We start from the raw sequence: 24,708 nt of genomic DNA, 5'->3' as shown, positions 1-24,708 counted from the left end.
TTTAATATCTTTTTAAATCTATAGGACTAGTATAAGATTAGTGAAATGCACGTAGTAGACCCTCATGGCTTTAATAGTGCATTAGACGTAGGTTGGGTGGAGCGGAGCGCAACCCAACTGATTATCAGGATGTTGGGTTACGCTTTGCCTCCAACGCCACTTGCTACAACGCTCTTAACCCGCGCAACGCAGTGGCTCCCCAACAAAGCAATTTTTTTGCAATCATTTTAGCCATGACAGGCTACTACAAGACTACCGAGATTTTTTCAGAAATCAAATATGATTCCTATATATAAAGCTCAGTGTCACTTACGTACGAAATTTGCCTGTTAGCCTCCAACAGGAGAACAGCCTAATTGTTCTTCTCAGTAAAAATATGCAATCAAATTTAGCAAAACAACTCTAGTCAATGCGCTCTAACTGTTAAGTCTATTAAGTGAACTACCCCGCCGTAAGACGGACGTAGCTCTCCCAATTCACCGGGAACAGCCTCTAGGACTTCGTAGTACTAGAAGGTCTGACATTCCCTCCTCTTGTCAGCAGTCCTGGTTCCCAAGACCCAAATCTTTCTCTTGCGACATATACCTAAAAGCTAATGGTTTTCGCTTATGGCATTCATGGTCAAGACATTATGCCTCTTACCAGACAATCGTGGGGACTTCCGCGACACGTTAAATCGGGATGACAGGATTTGAACCTGCGGCATCCTGCTCCCAAAGCAGGCGCGCTACCAAGCTGCGCTACATCCCGGTGAGATTTATCTACTTTTTTGGTTTGGTTTTAACTTACCATCAAAGCGATCGGGCTTTCGCAAAAGCATTAATTCCATTATATCAGATAACACGGCTTATGCCTAATATTTTTCATCTTTTGCAAAAACAAGATAGATTACATTCTTACACTGACAAAGGTTTTTTGCCGACTTAGTTTTACAAGAGATATACTTGTTCGTTCGTCGGCAGAAAAAAAGCAAAACCACATCAAAATAATAGATTTTCACTATTATACCTGATTTTATTGGGCGAATCGGGTTTTATTTTGATTGAGGGCTAGTGAGGATACCAGAACATACCTTTGATGCCTTCTGGATCAGCCATAAACCCCATAGTTCGGTAGAAATCTACAACATGGGGGTCGGCGAAGAGAGTGACATTACTAATTTCTTCACTCCTAAGTTTTTTGAGAACATATTTCATCAGTGCTTTGCCCAGTCCTTGACTTTGAAAGTCTGGGTGAACCACCACATCCCAAATAGTGGCATTAAACGCGTGATCTGAGGTAGCGCGGGCAAAACCAATGAGCCGCTTTTGGTTTCCTCTCACCTGCCACATTGAGGCGACAAGAAAACTATGCTCAATAGCTTTTTTCACTTTTCTTAGAGGACGACGCGACCAACCAACTGCATCACAGAGTTCTTCTAGCTCATATAGGTCAATGTCTCGCTCCGTGCTGAAGACGATGCGAGCCTCCTTTGAAGAAGCTTCGCTAATGCTGCTGGAGTTCGAGTTGCCCGCAGTTTGCGCTGTATGCTCTTCAAAGGGGTTTGTCCTAGTTGTCGCTACAGATTCAGGAGTACTAAACCAAGTTTTCCAAAAACCCATGCCAACGTGGTTCGGGTAGTATAACTTAATTGGTTTCCACTCTCAGGAGCGTTGATTCACGTTTAACATAGCTACCTCCATTTACTACCCCTGACACTCAAAATTTTTCGGTTGCTTTCGGGATTTGCAATGGCAACAGCCAGTTAGAGCGTGTTTCACACCAATCATTTTCAACTTTAGCATTTTGTGTAAAGACTAGGATAAATTCACCAAAAGGTTAAGGATATAGGCAATTCAAAATTCACGCATTCAAAATCGAAAAACCTAATCCTGGCAATTGCTCATATAGAATTTAAATGCACGTTAGCTTAGGAGTGAATTGTATACAAGGGATTGGAAAAATTTTTCCCCAATCCTCAGTCCACAGTCCCCAGGTGACGAAAGCAAGCGAGTCTTACCTTTAACAATGGCTTCTGGTTTAAAATCTTCAACACTGGAACTCCTAAAGCGCTTTAACCGAGCGTTTCCCCAGTTTTATGAGCAATTCGTCAGCAGTGAGATTCAGCTGCAAAATTTACGGCTAGCCTACCGTCTGTATAAAACTAGACGCGCTGTTATTGAACTGAAACCGGAAGGTAGCAAAAGCGCCTTGCATTTTGCTTATCGCAACCAGTCTTTTCTCCTCAGCGATATTTTTGGTGTACTAGCAGCTTATGGGTTGACTGTCCACGGTCTGAGTCTATACGGTCAAATCCGTCCGCCAATGTTAGTTTTTATCAAGCTGTTGGTGTCTCGTGGTAGTAAAGCCTTGACCGAGAAAACCGCAGAAAATGTCTGTCGCGCCATTCGTGAGGCTTTAGGAGGTCGGTTTGAGGTAGAAGAGATGCTGGCAGTAGAATTCAATCTTGACACTGGCTTAGAGCAGGTACAAACAGAGTTCTATGTCGATCCGGTCTTTCATCTCCCTGCCCTAGTGATTGAAGCCGATAATCAACCAGGATTATTTTACAAAGTGATGTACGCCATCTGGCAGGAAGACCTGCTGGTAGTCAATGCCAATTTACTGGTTTGGCGGGGACGTACACGGCTAATTCTTTACTTATTGGGGCCAAATGAAAGCCTCATTCCTGAATATCTCGGTCACAAAATTGCTGAAGGAGTGGGACAGAGGTTGCTGGGAAAATTATAAAAGTTATGAGTTATGAGTTATGAGTTATGAGTTATGAGTTAAAAATTAACAATTCCTCACTCCTAACTTCTAACTTCTAACTTCTAACTCTCTTCCTATTCCGTATTTAGTCGCACCCACTCTTAGGGGTACGATATAAGTATGGCAACTATTGAAATCTTAGGCGTTCCACACGCATACGAGCTAACGGCTCCCACTTCCTGCCCCCATGCTTTAGTATTTATCCACGGTTGGCTAAATAGCCGTGGATATTGGCAACCTCTGATTTCCCGCCTATCAGATGATTTACAGTGCCTTTCCTATGATTTGCGGGGTTTTGGTGAATCCCAGTCCCAGGTAAAAACCGATTTTAGTCGGGCACAAACGTCTCTGAGTCTTACGCCCATCTCTAGTAGTACGGTTGGTTCGCCTTTCGATTCTCTTTATACTCCTGCTGCCTATGCTCACGATTTAGCAATTCTCCTGAAACAGCTGAATATTACCAGTGCTTGGCTAATTGGTCACTCTTTGGGAGGTACGATCGCTCTTTGGGGAGCAGATCAAATACCTGAGTGTGTTAAAGGAGTTATCTGTATCAACGCTGGCGGTGGTATTTACCTCAAAGAAGCCTTTGAGCAGTTTCGCTCGGCGGGTCAGAAATTCTTGCAAGTGCGTCCGCGTTGGCTGTCCCAAGTGCCTTTGATTGATTTGCTGTTTACTAGAGCCAGTGTGGTACGTCCTTTGGATCGCTATTGGGCACGTCAGAGGCTGATTGATTTCGTTGTGGCTGACCCGGAAGCAGCTCTGGGAAGTCTGTTAGACTCCACAACTGAGGAAGAAATCAATCGTTTACCTGAGCTAGTATCGCAATTGAAGCAGCCAGTTTATTTTTTGGCTGGTGCCGAAGATAAGGTTATGGAACCCAAGTATGTACGCCATTTAGCTAGCTTTCACAGACTGTTTCAATATTGTGGTGACAATGTTTTGGAAATTCCTGATTGCGGACACCTAGCGATGTTGGAACAGCCGGATGTAGTGGCTGATCACATCCGGTCGATAGTCAAAAGTCTATAGCAAGAGTCATTAGTCATTAGTCATTGGTCATTAGTAGTTACAAATGACAAATGACTAATGACAAATGACTACTCAACAGGTTGATACAACTTCATCACCTGGGTAAGCGCTAACCTAGACTCAACGCCCAGTGTGATGGAGGATGTATGACCACATGATAGATGATCTGAGGCGGCACAGCCGATCATGGCGGCGTTATCGGTACAGAATTTCAGAGGGGGGAATAGGACGCGTAGGTTATGTTCAATGGCGGCGGCTTGGAGGTTTTTTCTCAACCCGCTATTAGCTGCTACACCACCACCAACAGCAATTGTGTCTAAACCATAGTCTAGGGCACAGGCGATCGCTCTTTTGGTCAGCGATCGCGCTACGGTTTCCTGAAAGCTAGCTGCTACATCTGCCACTGGCACTTGTCTACCATCTTTCTCTAACTGCTGCACTAAACGCAATACAGCCGTTTTTAACCCACTAAAACTCGTATCATAACGATGAAACCCCCCGCCCGGTAGAGAAACTTTTCCTTCTGGTAGGGCAAAGGCTTGGGGATTGCCCTGTTGTGCCAACTTGTCAATCATTGGCCCACCGGGATAACCCAGCTTTAACAATCGCGCCACTTTATCAAAGGCTTCACCCGCAGCATCATCACGAGTTTGTCCCAATGTTTCGTAATTACCACAATCTTTGACATAAATCAAGCTTGTATGTCCGCCTGAAACCAGTAAGCTAAGGAAGGGGGGATTTAAAGTTGATTCGCTCAAATAAGTTGCGTAAATGTGACCTTCGAGGTGATGAACTCCCAAAAATGGCTTGTTGTGTACCATCGCCAGGGTTTTGGCAGCAGTTAACCCCACCAATAGCGCTCCTACAAGTCCAGGGGCACAAGTGGCGGCAATTGCGTCAATTTTTCCCCAGTCTAGTTGGGCTTGCTCTAAGGCTTGTGCGATCGCAACATTGATCATTTCCAAGTGCTGGCGAGACGCTACTTCTGGCACTACCCCACCATACTGCTGATGGACTGGAATTTGCGAGGCGACGATACTGCTGTAAACTTGACGATTGTTAACAATTGCGACGGCAGTTTCATCACAGCTTGTTTCTATTGCTAAAACGGTTGCCATTTCTTGAGTGCTGAGTCCTGAGTCCTGAGTAATAGAGAGAAAATCTTGCTTCTTTACTACCCTACAACAACAATTCTTATACTCGGCACGGGCTAAACCCTAGCTATCCGCTAACAGGACTCAGCACTTTATTTTGGTTGAGAAACTTTAACTTTTATTTACTTAAACTTTACTCGGTTCCCACCCAAGAGTATGATGACTACCTAGTTATGCAAATAAACAACTGTACAAGCCGCTTCGTTTTGTACAAAGAACTTTTTGTTTTGTAATAAAAGGAAACATCTCTATGCGACGATTGTTTGCTTTGATGTTAGCGATTTGTCTTTGGTTCAATTTTGCCCCCCCAGCACAAGCTTTAGGGGCTAATTTGACACCGTGCAAGGACAATCCCGCTTTCCAAGAGCTAGCAGCTAATGCCCGTAATACCACTGCTGACCCCGAATCAGGGAAAAAGCGGTTTGAGCGTTATTCTCAGGCGCTGTGCGGTCCTGAGGGATACCCTCACTTGATTGTTGATAGTCGTCTAGATCATGCTGGTGACTTCCTAATCCCTAGCATTCTGTTTTTATATATTGCTGGTTGGATTGGTTGGGTAGGTCGTGCCTATCTGCAAGCGATCAAAAAGGAATCTGACACTGAACTAAAAGAAGTCCAAATCGATCTTGGTTTGGCACTACCCATCATCGCCACAGGCTTTGCTTGGCCAGCAGCAGCAGTCCAAGAACTTCTCTCTGGCAAATTAGCAGCCAAGGATTCAGAAATCCCCATTTCCCCACGCTAAATCAGCTTAACTAATTCATTTGTTTTGGAGGCTAAATTCATGGCAGACAAAGGCGACCAATCAGCTTATTTGATTAAATTCATTTCCACAGCGCCCGTGGCAGCTACCATCTGGCTGACCATCACAGCAGGTATCTTGATTGAATTCAACCGCTTTTTCCCTGACCTGCTTTTCCACCCACTGCCATAAGTGTCAAACAATTTTGGATTTTGGATTTGCGATTTTGGATTGGCACTACCACAAGGTATGGGCATGAAGCAAAAAATTCTTTGAATCCAAAATCCAAGTTGCGCTGGAAGCGCACCAAAATCTAAAATTGCTGGTCAAATGGGATTTAGGACAGTTGAATGTCTTGCTTTTTGCCTAATATTGTGTAGTTGATCTATTCAGCTTAGTTAGGCAGAATTATCACCAAAATAGGCAGCAAAAATAGTTTTTTGAAACTCGTGATTCTGTTTACAGATCGCGAGTTTCACAGTCTGAAAAGTAGCTAAATTAATTTTTCTAAACTTCCTAGCCAAAAGACATATTTAGCCGCAATTATTATTAATATAAAAATGCCACCATTTTAATTTAGAGGCGAACGTAAAATATGGCACAAGCAGTAGATGCATCAAAGAATCTTGCCAGCGATCCTAGAAATCGGGAAGTTGTTTTTCCCGCATTCCGCGATCCGCAGATTGGCAATCTAGAAACCCCGGTTAATGCTTCTCCCTTGAGCAAGTGGTTCATTAATAACTTACCTGCCTATCGTCCAGATCTTAGCGCTGGCAGACGCGGTTTAGAAGTTGGACAGGCTCACGGTTACTGGCTATTTGGACCCTTTGCCAAATTGGGACCACTGCGGGATACAGATAATGCTAACTTAGCTGGCTTACTAGGGGCTATTGGCTTGGTTGTTCTTCTTACCGGCGTCCTATCTCTGTATGCCAATAGCAATCCACCCAAAGCACTTGCTAGCGTTACCGTACCCAAGCCTCCCGTAGATGCTTTTAACTCTAAAGAAAGCTGGAACAACTTCGCCAGTTCTTTCTTGATTGGTGGTATTGGTGGTGCAGTAGTTGCTTACTTTTTGACTAGTAATTTGGCACTAATTCAAGGTCTATTTGGTTAATTTCTAGGAGTTAGGAGTTAGGAGTTTAAATTCATATAGCGCTTTTCGTTTATATGCAACACACTCTGACCTCACTTCCATTCCTCTCTCCTAAAAGGAGAGAGGCTTTGAATCTTACTCCCCTTCCCTACAAGGGAAGGGGCTGTTCTTGTTAGGTCTGTATTAGACTCAACTGAAAAGCGCTATAACTTCTAACTCTTAACTTATTTAAACAAAACCGCTTCAATATCATTTAAAGCAATTTCAAAATCGTCATTAACGATTTGAATATCAAATTCATCTGCGGCTTGAATTTCTTCTTTGGCGCGGAGTAGACGACGGGCGATCGCTTCTTCAGAGTCTTGGGCACGAGAGCGTATCCGTTTCTCTAATTCATCAAAGGAAGGCGGTAAAATAAAAATTCTCAGGGCACTGGGGAAGGAAGCACGAATTTGTCTTGCCCCTTCTAGTTCAATTTCCAGCACTACTAACTTACCGGAATTAATTTGGTTAAGCACAGCTTCACGCGGAGTGCCGTAATAGTTACCAGCAAATTCTGCCCATTCCAAAAATTCACCTTCAGCAACTAATTGTTCAAACTTACTGCGGCTAATAAAGTAATAATTTTTGCCCTCGATTTCCCCTGGACGGGGAGAACGAGTCGTCACGGATACGGAATAATATAGTTCCGAATGACGTTGTAGGAGCGATCGCATTAAAGTGCCTTTACCGACCCCACTGGGGCCAGTTAAAACAATTAACCTGCCTAAATGTAAGCATTCTTCGGTAGTAGCACTATTCTGGATGGGTAAAACTGGCATCATCCCTTCAACCTGTGAATCAATCAATAGTTATTATTCATTAATCTTGTACTCCTGGACAAGTCCACTAGTGACTAAAGAATTTGTAGCAAGTGTGACAGAAAATTTGTCTAATTCACATAGTACTGTCGATATGATGTAAATAGAAGTGGGATTGTTAATCCACTCCTATAGCAGTCCTAAATGATTTATGAACTTTTCTGTTTCTTCTCTTGGCGTTCTTCTCTAGGAGACGCTTCTCTACGAGAGGCTTCTCTTTCTGAGACGCTAACGCCAACGCCAACGCAATAGCGGCGTCTCTAGGAGATGCCAGTTCGATAATTTTCATAACTCAAATAGGATTGCTATAGTCAATTATCTACAGTTTGATGATCGCGGGAAATAACAAAGCGATTCGCTACTGTTTCCGGCTGAATCGCTGACAGAATTACGTGGCTGGAATCTGTAATAATTACAGCTCTAGTCCGACGACCGTAAGTTGCATCAATCAGTTGACCTCTGTCCCGTGCATCGGTAATAATCCGCTTAATCGGGGCAGACTCTGGACTGACAATAGCAACTACTCGGTTGGCAGACACGATGTTACCAAAACCGATGTTGATTAACTGAATCTCCATAAAAAAAAACTGATGCCAAACGCGGTTTGAAAAGCTTAAAATAAACTTATCCTCATGTTATCGCCAAAAAACGGGAGTTACAACGCTTAAATTCAAGCCAGCATTCGTTTTAAAATAATGTCTGCTTTTTTTTAGCTGTTTATCAGCTATATTTGCTGAAAATCTTCCCAAAGACATAGGCTAAATCATACTGATACAGGCTAGTACCGCTTTGCGTAATTCAAAATTCAAAATTCAAAATTCAAAATGAATGCAGCGTAAGCATTTCATTGATTAAGTAGGAAGGCACAATTAAATATAAGATAAAACCTCACCCTCAATCCCTCTCCTTGGTAAGGAGAGGGAAGCCGGAGGCAGAGTGAGGTTTTATATTTAATTTGACCCACTTACTTAAACTCTTATCAAGAAATAAATGGTGGTAAATAATCCACATCTAAAATTTGCTCAATGCTATAAGGACAAGTTTGCGGAAAACAATTCAATCCACTTTTCTTTTTTGTTTGTCGTAGCGCATCAATGTAGACTTCTTCAAGCATTGTGAGCAGATAGTTGTAGAGGTTTTTAGATTTGGTTAATTTCCTGAGTTCCACCCGAAAATTATCAATTTCCACTTCCCAATGATTTTTATATTCAGGAAGACTCCAATGTTGATATAAAAGCAGATGTTTGAGAAGTTGCAGTAGATAACTTTCGAGCTTATGTTTCTGTTCATTACCCAATCTTTCAATCTCTTCAATCAAATGCTCCCAATCAAGATGCTCTAAATCTCCTTCTTGCAGTTGTTTCAACGTACTTTCTAACCACAAGTGATAATCCTGTTCATAGAGAATTTGAGTGAGTATATTAGACATTATTTAATATTCTCCTAATTTACAATCCTCTTCGGGGCGGGAGTAGGGAGTAGGGAGTAGGGAGTGGGGAGTGGGGAGTCATTGGTGTCAACTTAAGCCTTGGCGAATGGAATAGAGCCTCCGGCACGCTGACGCGAACGCGGCTACACAAAACTTAGTCCACCTCCGTGGACTAATACAAAATCAAGGATTCTTAACCCACGGAGGTGGGTAAAGCCTCGTGTAGACGCGGTTTCTAACCGCCCTTTTGACGTTAAGTTGACACCAATGGTGGGGAGTAGGGAGTGGGGAACAGAAGAGAAAACTAGAGATAGAAAACTTGGTTTTAAGCCTCGCCTCACATCTTGCACCTAGCCCTAGCGATTAGAAATCGCGGCTATACAAACAAAGTCCACCTCCGTGGACTAAGAGGAAATCAAGGGTTTTTAACAAGTTCGGTGGGTTTAAGTCCCCCGGTTCAAAAAATAAGCAAGTTTTGGGTCGGGGTCTGTCTTGCAAAGTTGCTCCTTTAGTGCGCTTCTGGTGCGTCCGCAAAGCGATCGCGCATCCTGCGGCGGGGGAGACCCCAAGACCGCAATGCAGCGCTGTCTTGAGAAATCGCTCCACTTGGGGCTTTGCCCAAGACCGCGTTTCTCGCTAAATCCCCGCTCCCTTAACTTAATTACGAATTACGAATTACGAATTAGGAATTATTTAACGCACACTTCCCGCTTGACAATCGCGTAACCAAGCTTTAACTCCTTGGGCAACGGTGCCGTTACTACTATCGCGTGGCGGGGATAGTGGCTGCTGTGCTAAATGGGAACCCACTTGAGAAAACATCATCACTAGTCGCCAACCACTTTTAGTTTTAGTCAACAACAGCCAGTGGAATTCCTGCAATTCTATCGCTTTCTTTCCGATGTACTGCCGCGTTAAGGTAGTAAAGAAAACTTGCTCAACTCCTGATGCAGCACTTTTAGACGCATCTGCACTATATTCTTCAAGGTTAAGGGGCAGAGGAGTAAACTCAGGTCTTCCTGCTACTAGCATATAACTGTAAACATCACCGCTTCTACTGAGGCGGCGGGCGCGTTGACTAGCGCGATTGGTATAACTAGGTAAATCTTGAAGTAGCTGTATAGTTAATATTTCTAAATTTTGCTCAGAACACAAAGACCTCGCCCCACTGTTGACATTTTCCCTTTGTGCGATCGCAGAGGGTTTAGTGGTGAGATTTGTCGAGAACGCTGGGTAAGCAAGGCTATTTGATACTAAAACCCAGAAGCCACAAGCTAAAAGCCAACTATAATTTTTCTGACTGAGCGAAGAGTCCAGATTTTTCTCCCCGACACCCTGCACTCTATCTCCCAGTTTCTCACTGACTCCTAGCTTCATGCCACCGTGCTTAACTCCTCAGAAATCCGCTTCCAGGCTAACTCCGGCTCAGTAGCAGTAGTGATCGGACGCCCAATCACTAGATAATCTGCACCAGCAATGATTGCTTGCGCTGGGGTGAGGGATCGCTTTTGATCGCCTTTTTCTGCCCAAGTTGGTCTAACCCCCGGACAAACAAGCAAAAAGTCATCTCCACAAGTTTGCCGTAGTTGTGCTACTTCTTGGGGCGAACAAACTGCCCCATCTAATCCCGCATCTTGAGCCAGCAGTGCCATTTCTAGGGCGTATTCTGGTAATTCTAGGGGAATTTTTAAATCAAACGCCAACTGCCTAGCAGAAATGCTCGTTAACAAAGTAATAGCTATTAACTTCGGCGGTTTTACACCCGCTTGGGCAGCCCCTTCCTGTGCCGCCTCTGTTGCAGCTTTGAGAGCATCAATACCAGATGTAGCATGAATTGTCAACAAATCCACCCCATGACTAGCTGCACTACGACAAGCACCAGCGACTGTGTTCGGGATGTCGTGAAACTTTAAATCTAGAAAAATGCGCTTTTGTCGGGACTTTAACACTTCCAGAATTTTCGGGCCAGTGCTGGTAAACAACTCTAAGCCGACTTTCCAGAAACCGATTTGCGGAAGTTGATCTACAAGAGCGATCGCACTTTCCACATCCGACACATCCAAAGGCACTATAATTCGTTGTTCTGCGTTCATTTGCAGTTCCCCACTCCCCATTTAAACTAAACGCACAAACTTATTTTTCCCAACTTGTAAAACCTTACCTTGTAACTCGGCGGGATCAGCAAAAGTAATATCAACATCGGTAATGCGATCGCCATCTAAGCGCACTCCACCTTCTTGAATTTTCCGTTTTCCTTCCCCAGTACTTTTGCACAAACCAGTGGCATTGAGAATATAGGCTAACTTAGTCGGAAACTGTGGCACGCCAGCGAGAGCAAATTCAGGAACAGCACCTTCCTTGCCGCCACTTTGGGCTGCTTCTTTGGCTTCTTGGGCTGCGGTTTCGCCGTGGTACTGTTTGACAATTTCCGATGCTAGGAGTGTTTGGCGATCGCGGGGATTTTCAGGTAGTTTATCCAAAGGTAAATCCGTCAACAGTTCAAAATACTGTGACAGCAGATGATCGGGAACTCCTTGTAACTTTTGGTACTTTTGTCCTGGATGTTCCGACAACCCAATATAATTACCTAAAGACTTGGACATTTTTTGTACTCCATCCGTGCCAATCAAAATTGGCAGCAGCATTCCAAACTGGGGCTTTTGACCAAAATGGCGCTGCAAATCTCTGCCCACAGCAATGTTAAATTTCTGATCAGTCCCTCCCAACTCCACATCTGCCTCAACTGCAACCGAATCAAAACCTTGCATCAACGGGTAGAGGAACTCATGGATAAAAATCGGGTTCTCTTTTTTATAGCGATCGGCAAATCCTTCCTTCGCCAACATCTGCCCCACCGTCATCGTCGAGAGTAACTCCAAAATTTTCTCTAAGTTTAGTCCAGACAGCCATTCGGAGTTATAACGCACCTCTAACCTTCCTGGTGTGTCAAAATCCAAGATAGGACGTACTTGATCGAGATAAGTCTGAGCATTTTGAGCGACATCTGCTTCTGTAAGCTGACGACGCACCTCAGATTTACCAGTCGGATCGCCAATGCGTGCGGTAAAATCGCCAATAATTAGAACTGCTATATGACCTGCATCTTGAAACGCTCGCAGTTTTCGTACTGGTATGCTATGACCGAGATGAATATCAGTACCTGTAGGGTCAATCCCCAATTTGATCCTCAAAGGTTGGTTTGTAGTTACCAAGCGCTTTTCTAGACTTTCATTGTTAATATCAACTGGTTGTGGGAAAACTTCTACTACACCACGACGCAGCCAAGCAAAATCTGGCGTCATACTAGAAAATCCACTGTTAGCTATGTTTTGCACACTAGAAGTTAAGTTGGTTATAAACACTTGCAATTTATCCGCTTTCTCATCTGCCAAACTACTATAATTGCAAAAAACTAACCGCCTTGCTTCGCCCAATCAATTACAGTTAAATTTACAAGTGAGGAAGTGTAATAGCCGTGTCGTCGTCTAGGACTTTTGAAGATAAGCAGCCACAACGTCGGGCTTCATCAGGTTTTGAGTTTATGAAAGGAGTCGGTCAGGTAACTGGCGGTACTCTGCTTTCAATCACCATGCTGGCAAGTTCCATTGTAGCCGGAGGACTGGTTGGTTTAGCGATTAGTTTCCGTAATTTGCCAGATGTGAGACAGCTACGTAACTTCTTTCCCTCAGAAACAACTTATATCTATGACGTTAAGGGTAAACTTTTAACGAGTATCCACGGGGAAGCCAATCGGGAAGTCGTACCCCTAGATAGAATTTCCCCGAATCTGAAACGGGCGGTATTGGCAAGTGAAGATAGCCACTTTTACGATCACCACGGTATTAACCCCGTAGGCGTTGGGCGGGCTGTGGTAGTTAATGCGACAGCAGGTGGAGTCCGAGAGGGTGGCTCTACTGTTACTATGCAACTGGTAAAAAACCTGTTTTTGTCTCGCAAGCGTGCCTTTACCCGCAAGTTAGCAGAGGCCGTACTGGCAATCCGGTTAGAGCAAATTCTCAATAAAGACCAAATTTTAGAAATGTACCTCAATCAAGTTTATTGGGGTCATAACAATTATGGTGTACAAACGGCGGCACGCAGTTACTTTAATAAGTCAGCAGAATATTTAAGCTTGGGTGAGTCGGCCATGATGGCGGGTTTAATCCAAGCACCTGAAGAATTCAGCCCGTTTGTGAGCATGAAGCTGGCAAAACAGAAGGAAAAAGAAGTGCTGGGACGGATGCTGGAATTGAATTGGATCAGCCAGTCAGAGTACGACGACGCCCTCAAGCAAGAAATCAAACTTGGTAGAATCAAATCCTTTCAAGGTAGTGCCTTACCCTATGTAACCAATACCGTAGCGCAGGAGTTAGCTAAGAAGTTTGGGCGTGAAACACTACTCAAAGGTGGGATGCGAGTTCAAACTACAGTTGATGCCGACTTCCAAATGATGGCAGAAGAAACTGTCAGTAAGTGGCATAAATCACTACTAGATCAGGGATTATCTAGGAATCAAATGGCTTTGGTAGCAATTGATCCGCGCACACATTTTATCAAAGCACTGGTGGGTGGTATAGATCCTAAGACCAGTGAATTCAATCGTGCAACTCAATCTCAACGCCAGCCCGGATCTTCATTTAAACCGTTTGTATATTATACTGCTTTTGCTAGTGGTAAATATACGGCGGACTCAACGGTAGTAGATGCCCCAGTTAGCTATCGAGATGGTAACGGTTGGTACTCTCCCAGAAATTATGATGCGACTTTTAAGGGAGAGATGTCGATCCGCACAGCTATATCCCAATCGCGCAACATTCCCGTGATTAAGGTTGGTAAGGCTGTGGGGATGAATAGAGTCATAGAAACCTGCCGTACTTTGGGGATTATGAGTCCAATGGAGCCTGTGTCTTCCTTGCCACTTGGGGCAATTGGCGTGACTCCTCTGGAAATGGCTAGTGCCTATGCTACCTTTGCTAATTATGGCTGGCAATCTCCACCAACTGTAATTGCCCGTGTCACCGATAGTAGTGGTAACGTGTTGCTAGACAATACCCCGAAACCTCAGCTAGTTCTCGATCCTTGGGCATCAGCAGCAATTATCGATGTGATGCGATCGGTAATCTCTGATGGTACAGGTAAAGGTGCTGCGATCGGTCGTCCAGCCGCAGGGAAGACGGGAACAACATCATCAGAAAAAGATATTTGGTTTGTTGGTACTGTGCCACAGTTAACAACTGCTGTCTGGGTAGGTAGAGACGACAACAGACAATTAGCTGACCATGCCACAGGTGGTGTTCTGGTTGCTCCCATTTGGAAAGATTTTATGCAGAAGGCACTTAAGAACGTACCAGTAGAAAACTTTAAGCCACCTTCCCAGTTTTCTCGTCCCAAGTCACAATAATTTTAGATTTTAGATTTTGGATTAATTGCCAATCCAAAATCCAAAATTCAAAATCTAAAATTGACTAGGGTTGTTTTTCTAGCTCGGCTTTCATCCGTTCTAAAGTGAGGTGCATTTGATCAAACATTTGTTGCGGGGTGACACCGAACTGCCCTAATTGCGTTTTTAGTTGTTCTACTGTCATTTGTGCCATGAAATCTTCTGATAGCTCGAAGCGCTTCATAAAGATGCGATACCGATCCATCATGGTTTCCATTTGCTCAATAAACAGCTTTTTGCCATCGCGGTCAAATTTGCCGTAGCCGTTGCCAAGCTTGATCAGCGCTTGATAATCCTCAAACAGCTGTTTTGCTTCTTGCTGAACTATCTCAGAATCGAAGAATCCCATATTGCTTATATTAAACTGAGTGCCCAGACTCAGTAGCTTAATAGTTTTACTTCTATTTTTATTTTAGTCTAGGGGAGTAATCTAGTCACGAAGCTTCGGTTTTAGTACGGTTTGTTACCGAAATTTCAACACTTGACTTGAGAAGGTTCCCCCTTTGTAAACTGACTTAATAAAGCCGCAATACTTACAGCTTTAGCCATTGATTTAAGATTGGTGTTTTCATCCGGTTGAATTTTCAGTCCAGGAGTGTATTTCAAAGCTAGTGAATCTTCGGGATTAAGTTTTAATATGCCTTTTGGCTGTCTTATGGTAGGAACTGTGGTATTGGTATATTTGTTAGGAATATGTTGACTAAGCGCAAAAGCCGAAGTGTTGCCGCTGTTTTAGCTTTTTCTGGCACACTGACAATTTCAGGATTACATAAATTCTATCTGGGACAGCCTCTGTGGGGTGTTTTGTATGTGTTGCTTTCCTGGACACCTATCCCCAAGGTAGCTAGTGCGATTGAGGGAGTTTGGTATTTAGCTCAAGACGAAGAAGCTTTCGATCGCAATTTTAATCTAGGCAAGTCAGGGACAAGAAACTCACAACGGGTAAATAATCAGGTAGGAGCGATCGCTGATGCCTTGCGGGAATTAGATGCTCTGCGCCAAGATGGACTAATCTCAGAGTATGAATTTGAGCAAAAGCGCCGCCAATTGCTAGACCAGATTTCTTGAGGGAAGCAACAATCATGAATAACTGGCTACCTTTGAACCCCAGGTTGCAAAAACTCCGTGCCAAGCTCCTCAACGATCCCTACTATCGCCTACAATCTGGGGAAGAAATTCAGATAGCGGCAAAATTAGGTATTCGGATTGATGCTAATCAAGCGACTGTAGATGATTGGTTACGCCTACCGGGTTTATCAATTCATCAAGCGCGATCGCTTGTGGAACTTTCGCGATCGGGTGTTAAATTTTACTGTATTGAAGATATTGCTGCGGCTTTGGCTATGCCAGCGCCGCGACTAGAGCCATTAAAGCCTCTACTGAATTTTATTTACTATGACCACGAATCTTTAGAAAATCCGACCCATTTAGTTAATCCGAACACAGCAACAGTTGAAAAGTTAGCACAGATTCCATTTATAGATTTGTCTCTGGCGCAAGCAGTGGTGCAAAATCGGCAATCAGCCGGATATTACCGTAATCTGGCTGATTTCCAACGACGGTTGGAGTTAACTGGTGATGCGATCGCTCAGATGATGTATTATTTAAGGTTTTAAGTTAAAAGTTAGAAGTTTGAAAATATAGGGCTTCTCGTTTGTATGCAATACATTTTGACCTCTCTCCAAACCTCTCTCCTAAAAGGAGAGAGGCTTTGAATCTTACTCCCCAACGCTAGTAGGCAAGGGGTTGGGGGTTAGGTTTCTATAACTCCAAACTCCAAACTCCAAACTCCAAACTCCAAACTCCAAACTCTTTAAATCAACCCAATGCGATTGAGAGGCCAAAAGCGAAACGTTGCCCGACCGATGATATTTTTTCTGGGTAAAAAGCCCCAATAGCGAGAGTCATTACTATCGTTGCGGTTATCACCCATGACAAAAAATTCGTCTTCTGGAACTTTCACAGGTGGATATGGCTGATTTGGGGGTTCAGCGATGTAGTCTTCTGCCAAGGGTTGACCGTTAAGGTAGACTTTGCCATTAGCAACACTAATTACCTCACCAGGCTTGCCAATAACCCGCTTGATGAAGGCTTGGTCTTTGGGATATCCTCGACGTTGTAGTTCTGGGGATGGCTGAAAAACAATAATATCCCCAGTTATGGGAGGGTGAAAATGGTAAGAGATTTTTTCAATTACCAAGCGATCGCCTGTATGTAAAGTGGGTAACATCGAGTCAGAAGGTATATAGCGGGGTTCGGCGATAAAAGTCCGAATCAGGAATGCCAAACATAAGGCGATCGCAATTAAAATCAGATTTTCTTGCGAACTACGCCATACTTTTAACGACGCACGCTCTTCTTTTGCATCACTTTCGTGAGGAATCATAAAAGTTTCTAGCCAGTTTCAGAAGTGGGATAAATATCTTGATTATTTTGACTCAAAAGGTATACTGATAGGCAACCTGGGTTCTGTACGAATCCATACAGATATTAAATAATACATTTATTGCTGCATCTACCGAAAATAAGCAAAAGTACTGTAAATCAACTGTGATCTGTCTAAGACAATATAAGCTAATGATTAAGATTCCTAAATAGATAATTAAAAATCCTAATTTTAATTGCTGTAATTATAAGGCAAGTTATGAGACAATTTTCAGTTTTGCTTACTCCTGCTAAAAAAGCAGTTACCGACTGGTAGAGCGATACAGCCAGTCGGTTTTTTCTTTGAGCAGAAAATTAGTCGTTGAATAGCAAAACAGTTGATCGAATGTCTAATAATATCTGCTTCACTTTACCGAAAAAAGGCAGAGAGCAGTCTTGCTGGAAGCTCAGTTGGAAGAAAATATATTTTGGTATATATTATTAAGTGATGTTACATAATAATTTGAAATTAAGGTATTTTTAGATACATGAATCTAGCTTATTGAGTGTTTCTAGTAAAAAATATTACATTTAAATGTAGATTTTAATGGTTCAATAGATAGATGCCATACTATTGTGTGTGATTTTAACAACTTGCCTATATATATGCGATTATTTTCCGTAATTACACGGTGACACTGCATATTAAACTGTACTATTAATAAGATATAAATCTCCTTAATTATTGAGAAAAACATTAACAGACAGAAAGCTCCTAGCAATTTAGGCTCAAGTATCAGCATCAAAAATAGAACTAAACTGGGGAGAAAATTATTTTTGCTAAATGCCTCAAAAGTATCTACATTAACGAATAAGTGCCCCTTGGCAATGAGAAACTATATTGAATCAATTTTCGTCTCTCTATCTCAGAGAAAGTACAAGGCAACATTCTGTCAGTTGAAAATTTAACTTTTTCTTAAAAAGGAAGCAATGGCAGTAGGCAGTAAAATATATCTTACCAACAATAGAACTAATAGTTTATTAGATTCTTTTTTGAAAGATACTCCCCCCTTGTAAGTAGTTTTGTATGTTAATCAAATAATTCACTAAGCTGTGAATTATACAACTTTACTGTCAGAAAGTCTTGCTATAAAAGCTTCATCTGTGAATTTCTGTTAGTCTCAATTCCAATTTTCGGGATTATCAGAAAGCAACTGTATCTAAATATCTAAAAAAATGTGCTATAACGTACCGTCATAACCGTGGTTGATGGTTCGATTTTTAAAGGAGCTATCAGGTGGAAAACAATAAGTCGTTTCTGTGGCCAGAAGGAATATTAATTGCATTGCTTGCCTTATGTGGTGTTTTTAGCCTTGCTTTCATGATGCTTCTAAGGCCAAATGCTTCGGAAGCTCAGAATAGACAAAGTATAAATGTCAAGGATGTAGCTGCAAACATAGGAACTCAGCAGCGCATTGAGAAATTAAAGGCGGCGATGCTTACAAGTTGGCAGCAAGAAGCACAAACAAAGGGACTATCCTACCTAGTGCCACCACGTTTTCAAGGGGCAATAATTGAGAGTGCAAAACTCATTCAGGGTGAGAAAGTGATTGCTCTCACCTTTGATGATGGCCCTTGGCCTGAAACCACAGAGCAAGTGCTAGATATTCTGAAATCAAATAATATCAAAGGGACGTTTTTTGTCGTCGGACAGAACCTGAAAAATTATCCAGAGATAGGAAAGCAGATTGTTGCTCAAGGTCACGTTATTGGCAATCATACTTGGCATCACTGGTATCACTTCTTTAATCCACAAGCAGCTGCTTTTGAAATTGATCGCACAGAAGACCTAATTTATCAGGTTACAGGTGCTAAAACAAATCTGTTCCGACCGCCTGGGGGCATCCTGCACAATGGGTTAGCTGCTTATGCTAAAGGAGAGAAATATACTGTGGTGATGTGGTCGGCTGACTCCACAGACTACAAGTTGCCAGCTGTACCAAAGTTGATCAATAACGTGATTAAAGATTCAAAACCTGGTGGGATTGTGCTAATGCATGATGGTGGTGGGAACCGTTCTAGAACTATACAAGCTTTACCAGAAATTATTAGCAATTTTAGAAAGCAAGGCTATCGCTTTGTTACTATTCCAGAACTTTTAGAAATTCAAGATACAGACCAAAAGCTGCTCACTCACAAAAAGTAATAATTATTAATTATGGGTAATTGGTCAATAGTAATTGGCTAAAAACTAAAATTATATTTTTTGGTTAGAATACGTTATTTCTGAATTAGTTAGTGAAGATCCCTGCTTTAAAAGGTGTATACATAAGTCAAATTACCCCCCTTAATCCCCCCTTATAAAGGGGGGAAACAGGAATCTAGTTCCCTCCCCAATCCATCGGGGAGGGTTAGGGTGGGGTAAAACTGACGCGAAAAACTAGGTGAGTAAGCTATTTCAGACTTGTGTATACACCGTAGCTTTAAAGGGGGGATATTTTTCTCTTTACCCCTTTTTGAACGATAAATTTAGGCTAGGGTATTCTGAATTGTGAATTCTGTCTTCTGACTCCTTCTTATAGTTATTAATGACTAGTCACTAAACTGAACTCAGTTGTTTTTTCGGGATCAGCTTCTGGACTATCAGCTTCAGAAGGGGGAACCAACTGCCAGAATTTCGGCAAAAATTCTGGCCAGTTTTGCAGAATCTTTTTCGCCTTTGGTGAACCTGTGCGTTCTGCATGAGTTTGGATTAACTCTTGCAGCTGCTTTGCACCTACTTCTGTAATCACCCTCTGGATTTTGACAATTTCCGGGTTGACTAACTCACGAAATGAGTCGTCTTCATCCAAGAAGTATGCCAGTCCACCAGTCATTCCAGCTGCTACGTTACGTCCTACCTTGCCGAGGACGACAATTACACCACCAGTCATATATTCGCAGCAGTGATCCCCAGCACCTTCAATCACTGCTATGCCTTTGGAGTTTCTCACAGCAAAGCGTTCTCCTGCCAAGCCATTGGCAAATAACACGCCACCAGTAGCACCATAAAGGCAGGTATTGCCAACTATCACGTTTTGTGCTGCTTTATAGGTAGCATCAGTTGGAGGTTTGATGATGATTTCACCACCATGCATCCCTTTACCTACGTAGTCGTTTGCCTCTCCTTCCAAGCTCAGAATTATGCCGGGGAGGTTGAAAGCACCAAAGCTTTGCCCAACACTGCCTGTGAAGTTGAGATTAATTTGTCCTTCAAAGCCACTGTCACCGTATTGAGAAGCGATCGCTCCTGCTAATCTTGTACCCACTGTTCTGTCAGTATTGACAATCGGGTAAGTCTTGGTGACAGTAGATTGGTTGCGAATGGCAGCTTGAATATCGGGATCGGCAAGGAATTTGTCATCCAAAACCACGCCGTTGGTGTGGACTTCTTCATGCAGCAACCAACTGCGATTGTCTCTGCTATCTGGTAGTTGAAGTAAACAGTCTAGATTCAGCGATCGCGTTTTGGTGAGTTTTACCTCTGGGCGCAGTTTCAACAAATCTGCACGTCCAATGATTTCTGATAAAGAACGGTAGCCAAGTCGGGCTAACAAACTACGCACTTCTTCGGCGATGAAGTAGAAGAAGTTGACAACCTGTTCCGGTATTCCTGTAAACCGCTTACGGAGTTCTTCTTTCTGAGTAGCAACACCTACAGGGCAGGTATTCATGTGACAAACTCGCGCCATAATACAGCCTTCGGCAATCATGGCAATGGAGCCGAAACCGAATTCTTCACCGCCCATCAATGCACCTATTACCACATCCCAACCACTCTTGAGTCCGCCATCTACGCGTAAAATCACGCGATCGCGCAGGCTATTTTCCATCAAGACGCGATGCACTTCACTTAAACCCAGTTCCCACGGTGAGCCAGCGTGTTTAATCGAACTTAGTGGCGATGCACCTGTACCACCATCATGTCCAGAAATCTGGATGATATCAGCGTTTGCCTTAGCTACACCAGCCGCGATCGTGCCAATGCCAACTTCTGCAACTAGCTTCACCGATACCTTTGCTTTGGGGTTAATTTGGTGCAGATCAAAAATCAGTTGCGCTAGGTCTTCAATAGAATAAATATCGTGGTGAGGTGGTGGCGAAATCAGCGTTACACCTGGCTTCGAGCGCCTTAACATCGCAATATATTGGCTCACCTTCGGTCCTGGCAGTTGTCCACCTTCCCCAGGCTTGGCACCTTGGGCAATTTTGATTTCAATTTGTTTGGCGTTGACTAGGTACTCTGGTGTTACCCCAAAGCGTCCCGATGCAACTTGCTTAATGGCACTATAAGCTTTATCACCATTCCGTAATCCTTTTAAATGAGGTAGGGTTGGCGAGTGACCAAACTCGTCTACATCATCTAGAACGACATAGCGCACTGGGTCTTCGCCGCCTTCCCCAGAGTTAGATTTACCGCCAATGCGGTTCATAGCGATCGCTAAAGTTTCATGGGCTTCTCTTGACAAAGCACCTAAAGACATCCCACCGGTGCAGAAGCGTTTGACAATTTCAGTTACAGACTCTACTTCTTCTAGAGCAATTGGGGTGGAATCGCCTTGGAAGTCCAGCAAGTCCCGCAACGCCGTTACTGGTCTGCCTTGGAGATGCTTTTTATAAACTTCGTAGTGGTCGTAGTTTTTGCCATCTAGAGCCTTATGCAGCGCCTTGACCAGTTCGGGGCTATTCATGTGGTACTCGCCGCCAGGACGGTATTGCACAAAGCCCAAGTTTTCTAACTTCTTGTTAGTCAGTTCTGGGAAAGCCTTGCTGTGGAAGGAAAGCACTTCATCAGCGAGTTCGCTAATACTCAAACCACCGATGCGGGAAGTCGTACCACGGAATCCCAGTTCTAGTAAATCCCCACCGATGCCAATAGCTTCAAAGATTTGGGCTGCTTGATAGCTGGAGAGCAGAGAAATTCCCATCTTGGAGAGAATTTTTAGCAAACCTGACTCTACTGCTTGGCGATAGTTTCCTAAAGCTTCCTCTAGGGTAAGGGTTGCAATTTTCTCAACAGCCATTAACTTTTGAGTTTTGGGATCAGACCACCAATCACGCACCGTATCCAAAGCCATATACGGGCAAACTGCGCCAGCACCATAGCCAATCAGACAAGCAAAGTGATGGGTACTCCAGCATTGAGCAGTATTGACAATCAGGGATGTTTTCATTCGCAACCCTTCACGAATGAGGTGGTGATGCACGGCACCCACTGCTAACAGAGGAGGAATGTAGGTGGATTCTGTGCTGATCCCGTCATTGACCCGACGATCGCTTAATATTAAAATCTTTGCACCTCCCCGGACTGACTCAGCTGCTTGTGCTTGTAAAGATTGAACTGCGGCTTTTAATCCTTCTGGGCCAGTCGCGATCGCAAATAGGGTTGACAACTCAGCTGTGGCAAATCCTGACAGCTTAATTGCCTCTAACTCTACCTCTGTTAACAGTGGCGACTCAAGTTTTAATCTCCGAGCATATTCTGGCTTGGGTTCTAATAAGTTACCCCGTTCACCCAGTTCGACTTTCAGAGACATGACTAGCTTTTCCCGCAGGGGATCGATCGCTGGGTTTGTAACTTGAGCAAAACGCTGTTTGAAATAGTCATAAAGCAGGTGGGGCTTTTGTGACAGCACCGCTAAAGGAATATCATCCCCCATGCAGAAAGTCGGCTCTGAACCGGCGATCGCCATTGGATGAATCACCATTTCTACATCTTCTGTGGTGTAACCAAAGGCAGTTTGAAACTGAAGCAAGCTTTGTTTGTCTACTTTCTCAGTTGTACTATGCCCGTTACCATTTTCAGCAGCCAGATATCCATTCCCATTAACATCTGACGACTGACTACTGACAATTTCTTTAAGTTCTTGACGGTACTGTTGGAGCCATTCACCATAAGGGTGCTGCTTGGCGATGCGCTGCTTAATCTCCCAATTCTTCAGCACTTCATGGTTTACTAAATCCACGGCAATCATTTGCCCTGGTCCGAGTCTACCTTTCTCGACAATATCGGCTTCTGGGAAGTCCACTACACCAGCTTCCGAAGCTACAACAATGTAGTCATCCTTGGTAATCAGATAACGAGCTGGTCTTAAACCATTACGATCTAGTGTTGCACCAACTTTTTTGCCATCGCTGAATACTAAAAGTGCTGGACCGTCCCAGGCTTCTTGCAGACCACTGTAATATTCGTAGAAATCAACAATTTCTGGAGAGTCACGTAAAGAAGGCTGATTTTGGTAAGCCTCTGGAACCATAATCATTAAAGCTTCCAAGGGGCTGCGTCCAGAACACACCAGCAATTCTAGTACGTTGTCTAGGGTAGCTGAGTCGCTGTTATCAATGTGAACTAATGGCTTGAGTTCTTGGATGCGATCGCCCCATACAGAATGATTTAAGCTAGCATCTCGTGCCATCATCCAATTGATGTTACCCAACAAGGTATTAATTTCGCCGTTGTGACCCAAAAGCCGCATTGGTTGAGCTAGAGGCCACTTGGGCATCGTGTTGGTACTAAAGCGGCGGTGATAGACAGCAAAGGCGCTTTTATAAGCTGGATTTTTTAAATCGTCATAAAAGCTGCCCAATACAGCAGAACGCACCATGCCTTTGTAAACAATTGTGCGACTTGACAAGGAGCAGATATAAAATTCTTCTGAGATATTGGTCGCAACTTTACTAATGCGGCGGCGGGTAATATACAACTGTCGTTCTAATTCATCGCCGCTTTTGTCAACAGAAGCTAACAAAACTTGTTCAATTTGGGGTTGATTTTCTCTTGCTTGTACCCCCAGTAAATCAGTTTGCACTGGCACTACTCGCCAACCCAGCACAATCAATTTTTCTTCAGCAGCTACTTGCTCAACTGTCGTCCTAGTTTTTTGTGCTGCTTCCTGGTCTTGTGGTAGAAATATCATCCCCACAGCTATATTATTGGTGGATGGAAATTCCTTCCCCCTTTGGGCAAAATCTTGTTGGAACAACTCCCAAGGGATAGCTGTCAATACTCCAGCACCATCACCAGAGTCTTGATCAGCGCTACAACCTCCTCGGTGTTCTAAGCAGGTTAAAGCAGCTAAGGCTTTTTCGACAATTTCGTGGCTGGTATGATTCTGGCGATGAGCAATAAAACCGACACCACAGGCATCTCGTTCTTCTACTAACCACTTTTGCCCCTGATAGGTATCTCTTGAGTTGATCTTTGCGGTGATTTTCTGGTCTTGATTCATCGGTTTATTATTCATACCCTGTTCCTGAAGTATTGAGTTACCAATTTTGCCACTACATTGTGGGAAAAAATTTCTAAATTTAGCGACGGAGAAATATATAATAAGCACCGAAATTTAGGGAAAAAAATTTTAACTTCGGTTCTACTTTACTAGTTCACCCATGTTTAAATACTTACGTATTTTTTATGTATTTATGCGGTGTTAGACAACTTAAATTAGCCAAGACATTATTTTTGCCCTGACAGTTTCTTTTTTATATTGTGAAGCTAAGTATTTTCTCAATCCCCTTTTTCCAGATGCACGCTAGCTACTCCTAGAGCCTATTTCGGCTCACCTGAAACAAAATTAAAACTGAAAGCTGTACTATGTTTTAAAACCAAATTCATCCTGATCCAGCAATAAGATCAGCGTATTACAATATATACCCATTTGACAATTCCTAAATATTGTTGTTGTCTAAAGTTTTGCTGCTTACCAGTTGCCACACATCTGACTATTTAACTACACCTGACTGAACTAGCAACAATTGCAACCTTCAGTCAGGATTGAATATCTTAATCCAGTTTTGATAA

At 43.2% G+C, this 24,708-nt stretch carries 21 protein-coding genes and 1 tRNA gene; 10 read left to right on the top strand and 12 right to left on the bottom strand.

Annotated features, from left to right (window positions below; translation table 11 throughout):
- Positions 1-45: 45 nt before the first annotated feature.
- Positions 46-231: a hypothetical protein gene (locus V7K27_RS33135; RefSeq protein ID WP_334952922.1), complete on the top strand. Its 186-nt coding sequence runs from the start codon at positions 46-48 to the stop codon at positions 229-231.
- A 445-nt stretch (positions 232-676) separates the two neighbouring features.
- Here V7K27_RS33135 and V7K27_RS33130 read toward each other — a convergent pair.
- A tRNA-Pro gene (locus tag V7K27_RS33130) sits at positions 677-750 on the bottom strand.
- 299 nt (positions 751-1,049) lie between these two features.
- A complete protein-coding gene (locus tag V7K27_RS33125) occupies positions 1,050-1,601 on the bottom strand; it encodes a GNAT family N-acetyltransferase (protein ID WP_334952920.1) in 552 nt (183 codons plus the stop codon).
- Between the two features lie 406 nt (positions 1,602-2,007).
- On the opposite strand from V7K27_RS33125, the gene V7K27_RS33120 reads away from it, so the two are divergent.
- Together V7K27_RS33120 and V7K27_RS33115 are read left to right on the top strand one after the other, a co-directional pair.
- Positions 2,008-2,730, top strand: coding sequence for a hypothetical protein (locus tag V7K27_RS33120; protein ID WP_334953024.1), 723 nt, complete (start codon positions 2,008-2,010; stop codon positions 2,728-2,730).
- A gap of 141 nt (positions 2,731-2,871) precedes the next feature.
- On the top strand, positions 2,872-3,783 hold the full coding sequence (locus tag V7K27_RS33115) for an alpha/beta fold hydrolase (RefSeq protein ID WP_334952918.1): 912 nt from the start codon (positions 2,872-2,874) through the stop codon (positions 3,781-3,783).
- Positions 3,784-3,851: 68 nt separating this feature from the next.
- On the opposite strand, the gene tsaD is transcribed toward V7K27_RS33115, so the two are convergent.
- Complete coding sequence (tsaD, locus tag V7K27_RS33110; RefSeq protein WP_334952916.1) at positions 3,852-4,901, bottom strand: tRNA (adenosine(37)-N6)-threonylcarbamoyltransferase complex transferase subunit TsaD; 1,050 nt, start codon at positions 4,899-4,901, stop codon at positions 3,852-3,854.
- Positions 4,902-5,187: 286 nt separating this feature from the next.
- Here tsaD and V7K27_RS33105 point away from each other — a divergent pair, with 286 nt between their 5' ends.
- The 3 genes from V7K27_RS33105 (at position 5,188) to V7K27_RS33095 (ending at position 6,796) form a co-directional block, all read left to right on the top strand.
- Positions 5,188-5,682: a Photosystem I reaction center subunit III gene (locus tag V7K27_RS33105; RefSeq protein WP_334952914.1), complete on the top strand. Its 495-nt coding sequence runs from the start codon at positions 5,188-5,190 to the stop codon at positions 5,680-5,682.
- 39 nt (positions 5,683-5,721) lie between these two features.
- The gene (gene psaJ, locus V7K27_RS33100) at positions 5,722-5,871 is read left to right on the top strand and encodes a photosystem I reaction center subunit IX (protein ID WP_094339707.1); all 150 of its coding nucleotides are present in this window, start codon (positions 5,722-5,724) and stop codon (positions 5,869-5,871) included.
- A 403-nt stretch (positions 5,872-6,274) separates the two neighbouring features.
- Positions 6,275-6,796: a photosystem I reaction center protein subunit XI gene (locus V7K27_RS33095; RefSeq protein WP_334952912.1), complete on the top strand. Its 522-nt coding sequence runs from the start codon at positions 6,275-6,277 to the stop codon at positions 6,794-6,796.
- A 203-nt stretch (positions 6,797-6,999) separates the two neighbouring features.
- Here the strand turns inward: V7K27_RS33095 and gmk are convergent, their stop codons facing one another.
- The 6 genes from gmk to tyrS all read right to left on the bottom strand — a co-directional run bounded on the left by gmk (position 7,000) and on the right by tyrS (position 12,366).
- Entirely contained in the window at positions 7,000-7,599 is a 600-nt protein-coding gene (gmk, locus tag V7K27_RS33090; RefSeq protein ID WP_334953022.1) for a guanylate kinase, read from the bottom strand.
- Positions 7,600-7,946: 347 nt separating this feature from the next.
- Positions 7,947-8,213, bottom strand: a complete 267-nt coding sequence (remA, locus tag V7K27_RS33085; protein ID WP_012410221.1) for an extracellular matrix/biofilm regulator RemA — start codon at positions 8,211-8,213, stop codon at positions 7,947-7,949.
- Between the two features lie 401 nt (positions 8,214-8,614).
- Positions 8,615-9,064, bottom strand: coding sequence for a DUF29 domain-containing protein (locus V7K27_RS33080; RefSeq protein WP_334952910.1), 450 nt, complete (start codon positions 9,062-9,064; stop codon positions 8,615-8,617).
- A 693-nt stretch (positions 9,065-9,757) separates the two neighbouring features.
- A complete protein-coding gene (locus V7K27_RS33075; protein WP_334952909.1) occupies positions 9,758-10,441 on the bottom strand; it encodes a hypothetical protein in 684 nt (227 codons plus the stop codon).
- On the bottom strand, positions 10,438-11,157 hold the full coding sequence (gene pyrF / locus V7K27_RS33070; protein WP_334952907.1) for an orotidine-5'-phosphate decarboxylase: 720 nt from the start codon (positions 11,155-11,157) through the stop codon (positions 10,438-10,440). Before pyrF ends, V7K27_RS33075 begins: the two co-directional genes overlap by 4 nt.
- A 21-nt stretch (positions 11,158-11,178) precedes the next feature.
- Entirely contained in the window at positions 11,179-12,366 is a 1,188-nt protein-coding gene (tyrS, locus tag V7K27_RS33065; RefSeq protein ID WP_334953020.1) for a tyrosine--tRNA ligase, read from the bottom strand.
- 173 nt (positions 12,367-12,539) lie between these two features.
- On the opposite strand from tyrS, the gene V7K27_RS33060 reads away from it, so the two are divergent.
- Complete coding sequence (locus V7K27_RS33060) at positions 12,540-14,465, top strand: transglycosylase domain-containing protein (protein ID WP_334952906.1); 1,926 nt, start codon at positions 12,540-12,542, stop codon at positions 14,463-14,465.
- Between the two features lie 64 nt (positions 14,466-14,529).
- Here V7K27_RS33060 and V7K27_RS33055 read toward each other — a convergent pair whose 3' ends face one another.
- The gene (locus tag V7K27_RS33055; RefSeq protein ID WP_292762021.1) at positions 14,530-14,853 is read right to left on the bottom strand and encodes a DUF1825 family protein; all 324 of its coding nucleotides are present in this window, start codon (positions 14,851-14,853) and stop codon (positions 14,530-14,532) included.
- Between the two features lie 344 nt (positions 14,854-15,197).
- Here V7K27_RS33055 and V7K27_RS33050 point away from each other — a divergent pair, with 344 nt between their 5' ends.
- Entirely contained in the window at positions 15,198-15,572 is a 375-nt protein-coding gene (locus V7K27_RS33050; RefSeq protein WP_334952905.1) for an NINE protein, read from the top strand.
- 14 nt (positions 15,573-15,586) lie between these two features.
- On the top strand, positions 15,587-16,120 hold the full coding sequence (locus V7K27_RS33045; RefSeq protein WP_334952904.1) for a ComEA family DNA-binding protein: 534 nt from the start codon (positions 15,587-15,589) through the stop codon (positions 16,118-16,120).
- 197 nt (positions 16,121-16,317) lie between these two features.
- Here V7K27_RS33045 and lepB read toward each other — a convergent pair whose 3' ends face one another.
- Positions 16,318-16,890 (bottom strand): signal peptidase I, encoded by a 573-nt coding sequence (lepB, locus tag V7K27_RS33040; protein ID WP_334952903.1) that lies wholly within the window; start codon positions 16,888-16,890, stop codon positions 16,318-16,320.
- 1,275 nt (positions 16,891-18,165) lie between these two features.
- On the opposite strand from lepB, the gene V7K27_RS33035 reads away from it, so the two are divergent.
- A complete protein-coding gene (locus V7K27_RS33035) occupies positions 18,166-19,074 on the top strand; it encodes a polysaccharide deacetylase family protein (RefSeq protein WP_334952901.1) in 909 nt (302 codons plus the stop codon).
- 379 nt (positions 19,075-19,453) lie between these two features.
- Here the strand turns inward: V7K27_RS33035 and V7K27_RS33030 are convergent, their stop codons facing one another.
- Entirely contained in the window at positions 19,454-24,151 is a 4,698-nt protein-coding gene (locus V7K27_RS33030) for a glutamate synthase-related protein (protein ID WP_334952899.1), read from the bottom strand.
- Positions 24,152-24,708 lie beyond the last annotated feature (557 nt).

The organism is Nostoc sp., from assembly GCF_036919575.1.
Lineage (GTDB): Bacteria > Cyanobacteriota > Cyanobacteriia > Cyanobacteriales > Nostocaceae > Nostoc.
The sequence above is the reverse complement of the archived record's forward strand: the minus strand, read 5'-3'. Positions and strand labels throughout refer to the sequence as shown.

Bases quoted from the DNA above. Each gene is read 5' to 3' on its own strand.
- V7K27_RS33135 (WP_334952922.1), top strand. From the start codon at position 46: ATGCACGTAGTAGACCCTCATGGCTTTAATAGTGCATTAGACGTAGGT.
- V7K27_RS33125 (WP_334952920.1), bottom strand. From the start codon at position 1,601: ATGGGTTTTTGGAAAACTTGGTTTAGTACTCCTGAATCTGTAGCGACA.
- V7K27_RS33120 (WP_334953024.1), top strand. From the start codon at position 2,008: ATGGCTTCTGGTTTAAAATCTTCAACACTGGAACTCCTAAAGCGCTTT.
- V7K27_RS33115 (WP_334952918.1), top strand. From the start codon at position 2,872: ATGGCAACTATTGAAATCTTAGGCGTTCCACACGCATACGAGCTAACG.
- tsaD (WP_334952916.1), bottom strand. From the start codon at position 4,901: ATGGCAACCGTTTTAGCAATAGAAACAAGCTGTGATGAAACTGCCGTC.
- V7K27_RS33105 (WP_334952914.1), top strand. From the start codon at position 5,188: ATGCGACGATTGTTTGCTTTGATGTTAGCGATTTGTCTTTGGTTCAAT.
- psaJ (WP_094339707.1), top strand. From the start codon at position 5,722: ATGGCAGACAAAGGCGACCAATCAGCTTATTTGATTAAATTCATTTCC.
- V7K27_RS33095 (WP_334952912.1), top strand. From the start codon at position 6,275: ATGGCACAAGCAGTAGATGCATCAAAGAATCTTGCCAGCGATCCTAGA.
- gmk (WP_334953022.1), bottom strand. From the start codon at position 7,599: ATGATGCCAGTTTTACCCATCCAGAATAGTGCTACTACCGAAGAATGC.
- remA (WP_012410221.1), bottom strand. From the start codon at position 8,213: ATGGAGATTCAGTTAATCAACATCGGTTTTGGTAACATCGTGTCTGCC.
- V7K27_RS33080 (WP_334952910.1), bottom strand. From the start codon at position 9,064: ATGTCTAATATACTCACTCAAATTCTCTATGAACAGGATTATCACTTG.
- V7K27_RS33075 (WP_334952909.1), bottom strand. From the start codon at position 10,441: ATGAAGCTAGGAGTCAGTGAGAAACTGGGAGATAGAGTGCAGGGTGTC.
- pyrF (WP_334952907.1), bottom strand. From the start codon at position 11,157: ATGAACGCAGAACAACGAATTATAGTGCCTTTGGATGTGTCGGATGTG.
- tyrS (WP_334953020.1), bottom strand. From the start codon at position 12,366: ATGACGCCAGATTTTGCTTGGCTGCGTCGTGGTGTAGTAGAAGTTTTC.
- V7K27_RS33055 (WP_292762021.1), bottom strand. From the start codon at position 14,853: ATGGGATTCTTCGATTCTGAGATAGTTCAGCAAGAAGCAAAACAGCTG.
- V7K27_RS33050 (WP_334952905.1), top strand. From the start codon at position 15,198: ATGTTGACTAAGCGCAAAAGCCGAAGTGTTGCCGCTGTTTTAGCTTTT.
- V7K27_RS33045 (WP_334952904.1), top strand. From the start codon at position 15,587: ATGAATAACTGGCTACCTTTGAACCCCAGGTTGCAAAAACTCCGTGCC.
- lepB (WP_334952903.1), bottom strand. From the start codon at position 16,890: ATGATTCCTCACGAAAGTGATGCAAAAGAAGAGCGTGCGTCGTTAAAA.
- V7K27_RS33030 (WP_334952899.1), bottom strand. From the start codon at position 24,151: ATGAATAATAAACCGATGAATCAAGACCAGAAAATCACCGCAAAGATC.